Raw genomic sequence first — 14028 nt, forward strand, 5'->3', positions numbered from 1 at the left:
TATGCGATCGTCGGCAGCGTCAGATGTGTATAAGATACAGGGTCCATGCGCCCGGGCCCCCGCGCGCATGGACCTGTTCGTGCGGCTGAGCCCGGACGGTCCCTCCACGCGAGTGGACGTGGAGCGCTTCACGCTGGGACGCGGCCCCCAGTGCAGCCTCGTCGTGAAGTCCGGCAGGGTCTCCCGCGAACACGCCGCCGTCACGCGCGATGGCGCTGACTACTTCATCGAGGACCTGGGCTCCTCCAACGGGACCTGGATCAACCACCAGCGCATCAAGCGCCAGAAGATCGCGGACGGGGACACCTTCAACCTGGGGACCGAAGCCGTGTACTTCTCCCTCCAGCCGTCCGAGGACTGACGCGCTCAGGCCTTCCGCGGGGGATCGCGGATGCCCAGGGCGGAGGTGACTCCGCCCAGCACCAGCAGCACGGCGGAGACGAGCATCGCCCGGTGGAAGCCCGCGACGTCCAGTCGCGGGCCCACGATGAGCCCCGCGAACGCGATGGCGACGAGCCCTGCGACCCGGGCGATGGCGTTGTTGATGGCCGAGCCGATGCCCGCCTGCGCCTTCTGGACGGAGCCGAGCACCGCCGCCGTCAACGGCGCCACCGTCGCCGTCAGCCCCAGCCCGAACACCAGCACGCCCGGCAGCATCTGCGTCCAGAAGTCCAGCGGCGTGCCGACGCGAAGCATGAGCAGGAACCCGGCGCCCGCGACACACGGCCCCACCGCCATGAACAGGCGCGGCCCGAACTTGCCCGCGAGCCCACCGAACGTGGATGACAGCAGCAACATGAGGATCGTCGTCGGCAACAGCGACAGCCCCGCCAGCGTCGCGCGGAAGCCTCCCACCTGCTGGAGGAACAGCGTGATGAGGAACTCGCTCAGCGCCAGCGCCCCATAGATGAACGTCGTGGCCAGGTTGCCCACCCAGAAGTTCCGCGTCCGGAAGAGCCCCAGGGGCATCATCGGGTGCGGCGACCGCCGCTCCTGCCAGAGGAACGCGATGAACGCCGGCACGCCCACGCCCAGCGACGCCAGCACCGTGGGGTGCGTCCAGCCCACCGTCCCCTGCTCAATCAGCGCGTAGACAGGGCCGCCCAATCCCACGCACGCCAGCACCGCGCCCAGCACGTCGATGCGCGCGCCCTCCGGGCGGGTGGGCTCCTCCATGCGCGCGAGCAGCGCCAGCGTCAGCCCGATGGGCAGCACGTTGATGGCGAAGATCCAACGCCAGCCCACCGTGTCCACCAGCAACCCGCCGACCAGCGGTCCCGCGATGAACGCCCCGCCCGTCCAGCCGGTCCACGCGCCAATGGCCTTCGCCTGCTCGGGGCCGGAGAAGAAGGACAGGATGAGCGCCAGCGAGCCCGGCACCAATAGCGCGCCCGTGGCTCCTTGCAGCGCACGCGCGAGGACGAGCACCGCGCCCGTCGGAGCCACCGCGCACAGGAGCGACGTGGCCCCGAAGCCCAGCAGCCCCAGCCGCAGGATGCGCTTGCGCCCGAACACATCCGACAGCGAGCCCGCGGCCAGCATCAGCGAGCCCAGCGTGATGAGGTAGGCATCCACCACCCACTGCTGGAGCTTGAGCCCACCGCCCAGGTCCCGCACCATCGCGGGCAGCGCGACGTTGATGATCGCCCCGTCCAGGAACGTGACGAGCGAGGCGAGCACGGCGATTCCCAGGACCAGCCGCTGTGGAGAGGTCAAGGCATCCGCCAACTCCCCCAAGGTATGCCGCCCCCGCGCGCCCGGGGAGGTCGGGGCGCTCCAGGCCTTGTAGCGAGCCTCCTGCCGCGCTGTCTGCCCCGGCCGCCGTGGACTTCCAGGTCATCAACACTGCGCAGCCGACCCATCCACCTCTCCATGCAGCCCGCCGCATGGGTCCGCACCCCAACGGTCCCCCAGGTCGCCTTGACTTACAAATTACGCAGATAATATTACCATCGAAATCAAAGGAGCCGCACATGACCGCCAGCTACATCATCGACGCCGTCCGGACCCCGCGTGGGCGCGGGAAGATGGGCAAGGGGGCCCTGACGGGACTGCACCCGCAGGAGCTGCTCGCCCAGACGCTCAACGCGCTCCAGCGGCGCGGCGGTTGGGATGCCCGGGAGGTGGGCGACGTCATCGCGGGGTGCGTGTCGCAGGTGGATGAGCAGGGCGCGAACATCGCTCGCAACGCGGTGCTCGCGGCGGGGTGGCCGCAGGACGTGTCCGCGGTGTCGCTGAACCGCTTCTGCGGCTCCGGGCTCCAGGCGGTGAACTTCGGCGCGATGGGCGTCGCCTCCGGCGCCATGGACTTCGTGGTGACGGGCGGCGTGGAGAGCATGTCGCACCTGTCGCTGGGCGCGGACGGCGGCGGACAGGATGGCGGCAACGTGCGGCTGCGAGAGCGCGTCTACCAGGTGCCCCAGGGCATCAGCGCGGACCTCATCGCGACGCTGGAGGGTATCACCCGCGAGGACGTGGACGCGTGGGCCCTGCGCTCGCAGCGCCAGGCGGCCCGCGCCATCGAGGAGGACCGCTTCGCCAAGGCCCTCTTCGCGGTGAAGGACCCGGCCACCGGCGCCGTGCTGCTGGAGCGCGACGAGTACCCTCGCCCGGACACCACCGCGCAGGGCCTGGCCGCGCTCAAGCCCGCGTTCGTCGCCATGGGCGAGACGGCCGTGGGCCCGAACGGCGAGACGCTGGACGGCATCGCGCTGGCCGCCTACCCCCAGGCGAAGCGCATCCAGCACGTGCACACCGCGGGCAACTCCAGCGGCATCGTGGACGGGGCCGCCGTGGTGGCGCTGGCGTCCGAGCGCTACGTGAAGGAGAAGGGGCTCAAGCCCCGCGCCCGCATCCGCGCCATGGCCACGCTGGGCACCGAGCCGCTCATCATGCTCACCGCCCCCGCGCCCGTGAGCGAGAAGGCCCTGCGCATGGCCGGCATGAAGGCCGGTGACATCGACCTGTGGGAGATCAACGAGGCCTTCGCTGGCGTGGTCCTCCAGACGACGCGCGCGCTGGGCATCGACCCGGACCGGGTGAACGTCAACGGTGGCTCCATCGCGCTGGGCCACCCGCTGGGCGCCACCGGCGCGATGCTGCTGGGCACCGCCCTGGACGAACTGGAGCGCACGAACAAGCAAACGGCGCTCATCACCATGTGCATCGGTGGCGGCCAGGGCATCGCCACCATCATCGAGCGGATTTAACGCTCCCTGAAGGCGCGCACCGTCGCGTTGAGGCGCTCGCGCATGTCCGCGATGCGCCCGGGCTCCTGGGCCTCCAGCGCCAGGCGGAAGGCGGTGATGACGGCCGAGAGTTCCTCGCGCGGCGCGCCGGTGAGCTGGACGAACAGCGCATCCGCCCGCGCGAGCGCCGTGGTGTTGGGCAGCGCGTCGCGCGGGTGCAGCTTGAGCGCGGCCATCCGCTGCCGCGCCTCTTCAATCTGCGCCGGCGTGAGGCGGCCGGGGCGCTGCTCGATGACGAAGGCTTCCTTGCGTCCGGTGGACACCACCGTCACCTCCACCTCCAGGATGCCATTGAGGTCGTAGGTGAAGCGCACGTCCACGGCCTGCTCGCTCGCGGGCGCGGGCGGCAGTCCCTTGAAGCGGTACTCGCCCAGCTTGACGTTGTCTTCACAGCGGGCGTGTTCGCCCTGGTAGACCTCCAGGTTGATCTCCCGCTGGAAGTCGCTGCTGGTGTAGTAGCGCTCCACGCGGCTGGTGGGGATGACGGTGCCGCGCTCCAGGATGGGGCTGAAGACGTCGGTGATGTGCTGCCGGCCCGCATGTGCCATGGCGGCGACGCCCAGCGTGAAGGGGGCCACGTCGGTGACGACCAGATCCTCCACCGCGCGGTCCCCACCCTTCATCGCGCCCTGCACCGACGCGCCCAGCGCCACGGCTTCATCCGGCGGCAGCTTGCGCAGGGGCAGCCGGCCGAACAGCTCCGCGCTCATCGCCGCCACGCACGGCATGCGGGTGGAGCCGCCCACCAGCAGCACCTCATCCACGTCCTTTGCCTGGAGCGACGCGTCCCGCAGCGCCTGCCGGATGGGGCCTCGCACGCGCTCCAGCACGGGGGCCCACGCGCGCTCCGCGTCGTCGCGGGTGAGCTCCAGGTCCAGCGTCAGCCGGCGGCCGGTCTCCAGCGGCAGCTCCGGCAGCACCACGCGCGTGCGCTCGGAGGCGGACAGCCGGCGCTTGGCGGCCTCGCAGGCGTCGCGCAGGCGGGACCACGCTGCGGCGTGCTCCTCCAGGTCCACGCCCTGCTTCTCGCGGAACAGGTGCGCCACGTGGCGCGCCAGCGCGGTGTCGAAGTCCTCGCCGCCCAGCCGCGCGTCTCCGGCGGAGGACTGGATTTCGATGACGCCTTCGATGATCTCCAGCACCGTCACATCGAACGTACCGCCGCCCAGGTCGAGCACCGCCACGCGCATCTCGCGGTCTCGTTCGTGGAGGCCGTAGGCCAGCGCCGCGGCGGTGGGCTCGTTGATGATGCGCTCGACCTTCAGGCCCGCGATGGCGCCCGCGTCGCGGGTGGCCTGCCGCTGGAGGTCCCCGAAGTAGGCGGGCACGGTCACCACCGCCTCCTCGATGGCCATGCCCAGCGCGGCCTCCGCGTCCCGCTTCAGTGAGCCGAGCACCAGCGCGGACAGCTCCTGCGGCGAGAAGCTCCGCCCGCCGAGGATGCGCTGGCGGTCCGTGCCCATGTCGCGCTTGAAGGCCACCGCGCCGGACGACGGGTCCAATACCGCCTGCGCCTTCGCCGCCGCGCCCACCAGCACCTCGCCCGCGGCGTTGAGGCTCACCGCGCTGGGCGTGAGGATTTCGCCCAGCGCATTGGGCAGCACGGTGGGGAGGCCGTCGCGCAGCACCGCCACCAGCGAGTACGTCGTCCCCAGGTCGATGCCCAGGATGGGTTTGTGGCCCGGACCACCGCTCATCGGTTCACTCCTGACAGAGGTTCACCAGCGCCTGCTCGAAGGCCGCGAAGGACTCGTCCATCTGACGCTGACGGTCCCGCAGCGTCGGGTCGTCTTTCGCGCCGGAGACGATGAGCCGGGCTCCCAGCTGACTTCTCAACGCGATGTGCTCGACGTAGAGCTTCTGGCAGTCGCGCGCGGTTCCCAGCACCACCAGCGACTGGAGGTGGTTGCAACTCCTGTAGCGCTCAGGGCCGGAGAAGCGCGCACAGAGCACGTCCGCCTGCCGCTGGGCGGCTTCTATCCGCGCGTCTCCAGGCACGCGCCCGCCGTCATCAGGACGGGAGCGGCTGTTGTAGACGACCAGGGCCGCCACGAGCAGTGTCACGACGCCCAGCACGCGCAACGCCATCATGAAGGCACGGGAGGGACCCGCCAGCAGGGGATCTCTCGGGGCCCGCGAGGTGGCGGCGGCCGACGGAGTGGCGCGCTCCCCCTTCGGCCTGGCGGAGCCCGGCCCCTTGCCGTGCACGGGTCCTGCTCCGTGCCGCGCCTCCGCGGCCCTGGTCGCGGGACCGGAAACCTTCTCACGGTGGGGAACACGCCGCTGCGTCTTCGGTTCGGGCGGCGCTGGGCAATCCAGCAGTTGGTACAGGCCAGGTGCATGCTGGCGCAGCAGGTGGACCGCGTTGGCGGCCTCCTCGGGCCGCACCTTCGCCAGGGCCTTGAACGAGGACCGCGCGTACCCCACGTTCCCGTAGCGCACGACCTCCCGAAGGATTCTGCGCAGCGTGCTGCTGAAGGAATCCGGCAACGCCTTCAACTCCGCCACCAGCGGCGGGTCCTGAGGAGCGGGCGGTGGACTCCATGCAGCGACCTTGGGCGCGGGCGCGGGTGCAGGCGCGGGCTCGGGTGCGGGCTCGGGCCTGGGAGCCTTTGCACGACGGGGGACCTGCCGCTGCGTCTTCGGTTCAGGCGGCGCGGGGCAATCCATCATCTGGTACAGGCGAGGCGCATGCTCGCGCAGCAGGTGGACCGCGTTGGCGGCCTCCTCGGGCCGCACCTTCGCCAGGGCCTTGAACGATGACTCCGCGAACCACTTGTTCCCGTCGAGCACGACCTCCGCGAGCACCCTGCGCATCGTGCCGCTGAAGGAATCCGGCAGCGCCCCCAACTCCTCCACCAGCGGCCAGATCCGGACCACGCCCTGGGACGCGAAGGATTCCCGCAGACGCTCGACGTCCATGCAGGTCACGTAGTGCCGCGCCAGTTCCCGCGCCGGACCGGGTTGGACATGCTGATGCAACAGCAACACGAATTGCATGAACCAGTCGGCCGGTGGAGGCGGTTCCTCGGGGTTCTTCCCCATCCGTTCGGATGCGGCCAGCCCCACCTTCGACGCGAGCACCGCCTTCTTGTACCGAAGCAACTGGCCCGCCAACCTCCACAGGAAGCGGTGCGACACCGCCTGCGCCAGCAGCGGGATCTCCGCGTCCTCCAGAAAGGTGGGGAAGCACTCCGCCAGCTCCACGAGGAACTCGGTGTGCCCTTGCCGGTACGCGTCGCGGTACGCGGCCATGGCCTCTGGGATGCGGCCCGCCTCGAGCAGCGCATCCACCAGCCATCGCCGGGGCTCGGCGGCCTCCGGCTGGGCCTCCACCGCGCGGCGGGCCGCATCCACCGGGGTGAGCGCCCGGAGCTCCGCGAGGAAGCTCTCCAGCTCATCCAGACGAGGCTCCGCCGAGGGCGCGCTGTCCGCGGCGGTCTTTAGTGGGGCCGCCTGGGTGCGTGGAGCCTCGCGGCCCTCACGGTGCGCGAGCACCGTCTCATACGCCTCACGCAGGCGGGCGAAGCCCTCCGGATCCGTCTCCGGCTTGCGCGTCTTCAGCTTGCGCAGGTACGCGCGGCGGACCGTCTCATCCCCAGGGTCCGCGTTCACGCCCAGCTCGCGGAGCGCCTCGTCGAAGTCCATGTGGGCCCGCACGATAGCGTGCGAGGAACCTGATGGCACCCGAGCCCCCAGGCACACAACCCCGGGGCTATCAGGCCTCTCGCAATGCCTTACGGCAGGTACCGCCACGGCGCTGTCACCGCCGGCTGGAAGCAGTGCACGTGGGCCTTGGTGGCGCTGGGAATCTCCTGGACGACGCCAGCCCCGTAGCCCTGGGTGCGGCACCACTGGCTCACCTCCAGGCGCGAGCCCGGGGCGGTGTAGTCGCCCAGGTTGGACACCGGGCCCAGCACGGACTTCTCCACGTCCGTCTGGAGCCCGGAGTTGAAACAGCCCACCCACGGCCGGGACGTCACCTCGAACACCTGCCCCGTCGTCCAGCCCTGGCTGTTGCAGAAGCGGTGCGCCGCGGCGGCGCAGTGGGTGCTCGTCACGCCGCGCTCGTCGGTGCAGCCCGCGTGGATGCGCGTCAGCTCCTCGAACGTCACGGCCACGCTCTCATGCTGGATGGGCGCGCACGCCACCGTCAGGTCCGTGGCCGTGGACGCCACCGGCACGCCCGCCAGCGAGATGGGCGGACGGTTGCTGACGAGCTGGAGAATCGTGTCCCAGGTGTTGGACGTGTTCGCCAGCGCGTCCCCCGCGCCCCGCTGCGCGCAGGCCCGGTGCATCGCGGACAGGCACGCCGCCGAGTTCAGCGCGCTGGTGCCGTTGCACGCGGGCGCCTGGGCGCTCAGCACGAACTGGCCCGCGGAGGGCATGTGCTGGATGGCCTCTTCACGGCAGTTGGCGCCGTGCGCCGTCATGCAGATGCTCCGGTTGGAGCGCGCGTGCGTGAAGATGCGCACCTCGTCGATGGCGCCCCGGAACGAGCCCTCGCCGTTCGCCGGGCAGCGCTGGGTGTCCAGGTTCGCGCCCGCGCCGATGGAGAGCGTCCCCGTGCCCAGCCGGGCCGTCCCCGGCGCGACGGGCAGCGCGCGGTTGGTGGGCACTCCGTTGAGGTACTCCTGGAAGACGCCGGTGGTGCCGTCCCAGGTATAGGCCAGGTGGCTCCACTGCCCCACCGGCAGCACCGGGCCGCCGCCCAACCGCACGCGCTGGCCGTTGACGACCAGGGAGAACTGCACCTGGTTGCTGGCCTCGTAGATGATGTCCAGCCCGCCGGACTTGTGCATCAGGTAGCGGTAGGGATTGCCGGTGGTGCACCCCTGCTGGATGTCCGCGTCCGGCCGCACCGCGAACTCCACCGACAGGCCTCGCACGAACGCGCCCACGCCGGGCACCGTGCCGGACGGGTCCGTCAGGTTCACGGCGAGCGCGCTCCCGCCGGGCACCACCAAAGCCTTGCCCTTGCCGTGCGGCTGCCACAGCGAGTCCGGCGACGAGCGCGTCAGCGCGTTGCCCGGCGAGATGGAGGCGCCCCCCACCAGCGTGCCCGTGAAGAAGCGGCCGGACAGGTCCGGCGTGCGCGTCAGGTCATACGCGCCCGCGCGCGTGACGAGCTCGTTCATGGGCAGGAAGAGCAGGTGGAAGGGGTCCATCAGCTCGCCCAGGTCCACTTCGTTGTAGTCGGCGGTGTTGCTGCCGAAGAGGGCCTGCACGTCGTGCGTCTTCGTCACCGGCAGGTAGTGCGCGGCGTTGCTCTGCCCGCGAGGGAAGCTCTGCGAGGGCAGGCGCTCCTGCTCGAAGTTCCACATGGGCCCCGAATAGAAGAGGTGCGCGATGTCCATGCGGTCCGTGTTGATGGCCCCGTCGATGTGGTACGCGGTCCAGTTCGTGTCCGCGCCCACCAGGCTCACCGCCTCGCGCCGCGCGCCGTCCGTGTACGTGACGGCGATGTAGAGGAGGTTGCGGCCCTCGTGGTCCACCCACGCGTAGGCGCCGCGCACCATCGGGCCGGACGCCGTGTCGCCGAAGTCCTCGCCCGTGGCCGCCTTCAGCCGCTTCCACGCCAGCGGGTAGCGCTTCACGCCCGCGTTCGGGTCATTGAACATCATGGACAGCGGACGCGGGGTGCTCCAGCCCGTGGCCGCGCACGGCGTGGGGTTGTACGCATACATCATGTGGTCGATGCCGCCCGTGTTCGCGGGCGCGCCCTGCCAGATGAGCAGCCGGCCGTCGGACGTCATCGTGGGCTCGATGCCGCGAATGGTGGCGCCGGTGACGGTGCGCAGCGTCTCCAGCGGGCCGGTGCTGAACGACGCAATGTCCGCTGACGGGGTGAACGGCTGGGACACGCGGATGTCCGTGGTGCGGCGCCGGAAGACGTTGTCCCCGTTGAACATCATCGAGTCGAAGATGTACGGCTGGTACACCGCGACGCCGCTCGCCAGCGCGTAGGGCTGGGCGGGGTTGGTGAAGCAGAACGCCAGCGCGTTCTCCCCGTTGCGCACGGTCACCGTCTTCCCCGCGGAGAAGGTCCCCGCGAACGACGGCTTGCCGGCCGTGTCGTACGTCACCGCCTCCGGCCGGAACACCCGGGCAATCCACGTGGTCGTCGTGGTCGCGTGGTCCTCGCCGATGTTGCCCACGAAGATGCGCCCGTCCACCGTGGACGAGTGCCCGTTCGCCCCGAAGGGCGTCCCGATGCGCGTGTTCACCAGCGACGGCCGGCCTTCCGCGAACACCGCCCCGGGCAGGCCCGCGAGCGCCGTCCCGAGCACCACACCCAAGGCCCCACTAAGTAACTTTTGCATGGAAATAAGGTTAAGCCATTTTGACTGCTCTGGTCTAAGTGGGGGGTCCCCGCTCCCTGTCGGAGCTGGACGCACCTTCGAGGAAGACGATGGCGACGAGAGCTGGGAAGACGCTGTGGGCGCTGGCGGCGGTGCTGGGGCTGACGGCCTGTGGTGGGGGTTCCGCTCCCGCGCAGGACGCGATGCTGACGACGCCGGTGGTGGCGGAGCGGGAGCAGTCCGCCACGGCGGCGCCGCTGGGGCAGACGGTGTGGCTGAAGGCGTGCGCGACGCAGAAGTTCGTGTCCGCGGACCGGAACCTGGGGGCCACCGCGCCGCTCGTCGCCAACCGCGACAGCGCGCAGGGGTGGGAGCAGTTCCAGGTGGCGGACGCGGGCAATGACTTCATCTCCCTGCGCGTGGTGGAGACGGGCCTGTACGTGTCCGCGGATCCGAACGCGGGCGGTCAGGTGACGGGCTTCCGCACGGCGGTGGGCGACTGGGAGCGCTTCACCTGGGTGCCCTTCGCCGACGGCAGCGTGGGCCTGCGCGCCAAGAGCACCGGCCAGTACGTGTCCGCGGACGCGAACCAGGGCGCCAGCGCGCCGCTGTACGCCAACCGCGCCGCTGCCGGCTGCTGGGAGTCGTTCTCCTTTGGCGTCGTGGGCGGCGGCGAGGACCGCTGGGTGCAGATCTGGAGCGACGAGTTCGACGGCAACAGCGTCAACACGGCCAACTGGACGCCCAACACGACCGTGCACGTGAACAGCGAGCAGCAGCAGTACACGAACTCCGGAGACAACATCTCCGTGAGCAACGGCACGCTGAAGCTCACCGCGCGCCTGCAGTGGAACAACGGCTACCCGTTCACCTCCGGCCGGCTGGAGAGCGCGGGCAAGCGCGAGTTCAGCCACGGCCGCATCGAGGCGCGCATCAAGATGCCGGTGGGCGCGGGCCTGTGGCCGGCGTTCTGGATGCTGGGCAATGACATCAACACCATCGGCTGGCCCGCGTGCGGCGAGCTCGACATCATGGAGAACGTCGGCTACGGCGACTGGGTGTCCGGGGCGCTGCACGGCCCGGGCTACTCCGGCAACACGCCCATCAACGGCCGCTTCTATCCGTCGTCCAGCGTGAGCAACTGGCACGTGTACCGCACGGAGTACTCGTCCACGGACATCAAGTGGTACATCGACGGGGCGCTGGTGAAGACCACGACGCGCGCGGAGGTGCTGCGCTACGGCGCGTGGGCCTACGACAAGCCGCTGTTCATCATCCTCAACCTCGCGGTGGGTGGCGGCTATCCCTTCGGCGTGAATGGCGCCTCGACGCCGTACTACGGCGTGCCGCAGTCCACGGTGGACCTGGTGCGCAACGCGCCGCAGACGATGGAAGTGGACTGGGTGCGCGCCTACCAGTGGCGCTAGGCTCACGGGCATGACGCTCCCGCCCCTCCTCCTGCTGGCTGACAGCGCTCCGCTGTTCTGGCGCGTGGAGGGGCGCCCCTTCCTGGACTTCGTGCGCGTGCTCACCGGGGCGGAGCTGCGCGTGCCGCCGGTGAAGGCCGCGTACCTGGGCGCGTCCAACGGCGACGCGCCGGAGTTCTACGACATCTTCGTCGCGGCCATGGAGGGCATTGGAATCCAGCGCTGCCGGAGCATCCCGGCCAGGCCGTCCGGCGAGGACCTGGCGTGGCTGAAGGACGCCGACGTCATCCTCCTGGCGGGCGGCGACCCGCGCGTGGGCTGGAATGCGTTCCAGGCCCACGGCGTGGACGCTGCTCTGCGTGAACGGCATCAGGCCGGCGCCGTGTTGATGGGCGTGTCCGCCGGAGCCATGCACCTGGGCCTGGGCGCGTGGTGCGAGGACCTGCCCGGAGACGGTGAGCCCTTCCCGGTGCTGGGCCTGGCGCCCTACCTCATCGGCGTGCACGAGCCGCCCGAGTGGCCCGGCCTCAAGCTCGCTGTCCGGCGCATGGGACTGCCCACGCGGGGACTGGGCATTCCGCGGGGGGGCGGCGTGCTCCTGCACGCGGATGGCAGCGTGGAGCCGGTGCGGCAGACCGTGGTGGACGTGACGGTGGACGTGGAGGGGCGGCTGCACGAATCGCTGCTCATGCCTCCGGCCACGCCGTACCGGGGCGAGTCCCCCGAAGCGCCGGTGGACCGGCGGACGCTCCAGTAGCTGGCTCCCTTTCAAGGAACGACGATGGCGACGAGCACGGGCAGGACGGTGACGGCGTGGGCGCTGGTGGCGGGGCTGACGGCGTGCGCGGGGACACCGAAGCGCGCGGAGGCGGTGGCGCCCCCGGAGGGCGGCTGGGTCCAGGTATGGAGTGACGAGTTCAACGGCACGGAGGTGGACGCGAGCAACTGGCGCATCCAGACCGACGTGCACGTGAACAACGAGCAGCAGCAGTACACGACGTCGCCGGACAACGTGTCGGTGAGCGGCGGCACGTTGAAGCTCACGGCGCGGATGCAGACGGCCAACGGGTATCCGTTCACGTCCGGCCGGGTGGAGAGCGCGGGCAAGCGGGAGTTCAAGCACGGCCGCGTCGAGGCGCGCATCAAGCTGCCGGTGGGCGTGGGGCTCTGGCCGGCGTTCTGGATGCTGGGCAGCGACATCCACACCACGGGGTGGCCGGCGTGTGGCGAGCTCGACATCATGGAGAACGTTGGCTACGGCGACTGGGTGTCCGTCGCATTGCATGGGCCGGGCTACAGCGGCAACACGCCCATCAACGGCCGCTTCTTTCCGCGCACGCCGGTGAGCGACTGGCACGAGTACGGCGTGGAGACCTCGCCGGAGGCCATCCACTGGTACATCGACGGGGAGCGCGTGAAGACCTCCACGCGCGAGGAGGTGGAGCGCCACGGCGCGTGGGCCTACGACAAGCCCCTCTTCATCATCTTCAACTTCGCGGTGGGTGGCGGCTACCCGGAGGGCGTCAACAAGGCGAAGGAGCCGTACTTCGGAGTGCCGCAGGCCACCGCGGATCTACTGCGCGACGCGCCGCAGACCCTGGAAGTGGACTGGGTCCGCGTCTCCGAAAGGCGCTGAGGCCTCCCTCCAACGGGGGATGGTTCTCACCACGACCGGGTCCCTAGGGTGTTCCTCCTCGGGAGGAACAAGCCATGGCGGTCACGGTGGTGGTGGTGTCGGGGCCCATCGGCGCGGGGAAGACGACCCTCGCGCAGGGGCTCGCGCGGCGGTTCGGCGCGCTGCATCTCCACTCGGAGGATTTCCTGCGGGAGCATGGCGGTGACGGTTCCCGGCGCACTCGGCAGGAGTTGACCGTCTCGCTGGACCGCGAGACGGCTGGGAGCTGGCTGATGGACGGCGTGCTCGCGGCCCTGCATGGGCGCGCACTGGACGCGCCCAGCCGCACGGGCCGGGTCCCCAGGCTGATCATCGTGGATGCCGCGAGCAGCGCAGCGCAGCTGGACGGCCTGCGCGGGAGCCCGGGGCTCCGCGTCGTGCATGTCCACCTGGAGGCGCCCGAGCCAGAGCAAGCGCTGCGCGACGCGGAGCCAGAGAGCTTCGAGGCGGCCTGGGCGCATCCCGCCGAGCGTGCGGTGTACGCGTTGGCCTCGCTGGCGGAGCTCGTGGTGGACACGGCGAGGACTCCACCCGAAGCGGTGCTCGTGCGAGTGGCCAGCCGGCTTGGACTTTATGGACGGCCTGGCGAACGGCTCGTGGACCTCGTCGTCCCGGGCGCCCATGACAGCCTGGACATGCGTCCTCTCACGGTACAGCTCGCGCCTCACTATGCCCTTCTGCTTCGGCCGGGCGGACCAGACCCGAGGCCTTCACGCGAGGAATGGGAGGACGCCTTTGCCCGGGGTCACCGCGTGCTCGTCGAAAGCGCCGGGCCCTCCGCGAGCGGCTGCATCCAGGCGGCGGGCATCGCGCCGGGGCGGGTGCGGCGGGTGGTCCTGGCGTGCCGCTCGGAAGGCCGCGCGTTCGACTGGGTGGGCCTGCGCGAGGCCGCCTCCCTGAACACCCCCACGGACCTGGCGCTCACGCTCGCGGGGGAGCTCTCCGCGACCAACTGGGCCGCACGTCGCTTCGACCAGCTCACCGACACGGCCCGCCATCACCTTGAAGAACTCGAGCGCGTCGCGAATGCGCCCGTGTCCTTCCTCGCCCCCTCTCCGGAGGCGCGCCACTTCATCGAGCGGCGGCCCTGGTGAGCCGGGAGCACACGAAGCGCCAGGTGGCCACGGCGCTGGGGCCAATCTTCCTCGGCGGCGGATGACACCGCGACGAGGAAGAAGCCCGTCGCGTGCATCAACAAGGACATCACCGCGGCGAACTCGGAATGAAAGCTCCCAGCTGGCAACCCCTGCGCTGACGGTTGCGTGAAGTCCTGGCGCCATCGAGGCCCCAGGCCGCCAATCTCCGAAACCTTTTCTGATTTTCCGGGTTGGGGTGTCCGTACAGCAACCCTTCCCGGAGACCGCGTGCCCCACCCC

General features: G+C 70.6%; 10 protein-coding genes. 6 read left to right on the forward strand and 4 right to left on the reverse strand.

The genetic code is table 11. The features are described from left to right. Positions 1-67: 67 nt before the first annotated feature. Positions 68-361, forward strand: a complete 294-nt coding sequence (locus D7W82_RS33165; RefSeq protein ID WP_233588089.1) for an FHA domain-containing protein — start codon at positions 68-70, stop codon at positions 359-361. A 5-nt stretch (positions 362-366) separates the two neighbouring features. Here D7W82_RS33165 and D7W82_RS33170 read toward each other — a convergent pair whose 3' ends face one another. Then, positions 367-1716, reverse strand: coding sequence for an MFS transporter (locus tag D7W82_RS33170; protein ID WP_233588090.1), 1350 nt, complete (start codon positions 1714-1716; stop codon positions 367-369). Positions 1717-1973: 257 nt separating this feature from the next. On the opposite strand from D7W82_RS33170, the gene D7W82_RS33175 reads away from it, so the two are divergent. Next, on the forward strand, positions 1974-3209 hold the full coding sequence (locus D7W82_RS33175) for an acetyl-CoA C-acetyltransferase (protein ID WP_120622140.1): 1236 nt from the start codon (positions 1974-1976) through the stop codon (positions 3207-3209). Here D7W82_RS33175 and D7W82_RS33180 read toward each other — a convergent pair. The 3 genes from D7W82_RS33180 to D7W82_RS33200 form a co-directional block, all read right to left on the reverse strand. Next, the gene (locus D7W82_RS33180) at positions 3206-4945 is read right to left on the reverse strand and encodes an Hsp70 family protein (protein ID WP_120622141.1); all 1740 of its coding nucleotides are present in this window, start codon (positions 4943-4945) and stop codon (positions 3206-3208) included. The two genes, D7W82_RS33175 and D7W82_RS33180, sit on opposite strands and share 4 nt — an antisense overlap. A 4-nt stretch (positions 4946-4949) precedes the next feature. Beyond that, positions 4950-6896, reverse strand: a complete 1947-nt coding sequence (locus D7W82_RS40250) for a hypothetical protein (protein ID WP_147439689.1) — start codon at positions 6894-6896, stop codon at positions 4950-4952. Positions 6897-6985: 89 nt separating this feature from the next. Continuing rightward, complete coding sequence (locus tag D7W82_RS33200; RefSeq protein ID WP_233588091.1) at positions 6986-9541, reverse strand: LamG domain-containing protein; 2556 nt, start codon at positions 9539-9541, stop codon at positions 6986-6988. A gap of 119 nt (positions 9542-9660) precedes the next feature. On the opposite strand from D7W82_RS33200, the gene D7W82_RS33205 reads away from it, so the two are divergent. From D7W82_RS33205 to D7W82_RS33220, 4 genes are all read left to right on the forward strand, one after another. Continuing rightward, a complete protein-coding gene (locus D7W82_RS33205; protein WP_120622146.1) occupies positions 9661-10977 on the forward strand; it encodes a family 16 glycosylhydrolase in 1317 nt (438 codons plus the stop codon). A 10-nt stretch (positions 10978-10987) separates the two neighbouring features. Next, positions 10988-11734, forward strand: a complete 747-nt coding sequence (locus D7W82_RS33210; RefSeq protein ID WP_158617771.1) for a Type 1 glutamine amidotransferase-like domain-containing protein — start codon at positions 10988-10990, stop codon at positions 11732-11734. Between the two features lie 24 nt (positions 11735-11758). After that, a complete protein-coding gene (locus D7W82_RS33215; protein WP_120622148.1) occupies positions 11759-12613 on the forward strand; it encodes a family 16 glycosylhydrolase in 855 nt (284 codons plus the stop codon). 74 nt (positions 12614-12687) lie between these two features. After that, positions 12688-13746, forward strand: a complete 1059-nt coding sequence (locus D7W82_RS33220; protein WP_120622149.1) for an AAA family ATPase — start codon at positions 12688-12690, stop codon at positions 13744-13746. The last annotated feature ends 282 nt before the right edge of the window (positions 13747-14028 follow it).

It is taken from the genome of Corallococcus sp. CA049B (genome assembly GCF_003611685.1).
GTDB lineage: Bacteria > Myxococcota > Myxococcia > Myxococcales > Myxococcaceae > Corallococcus > Corallococcus coralloides.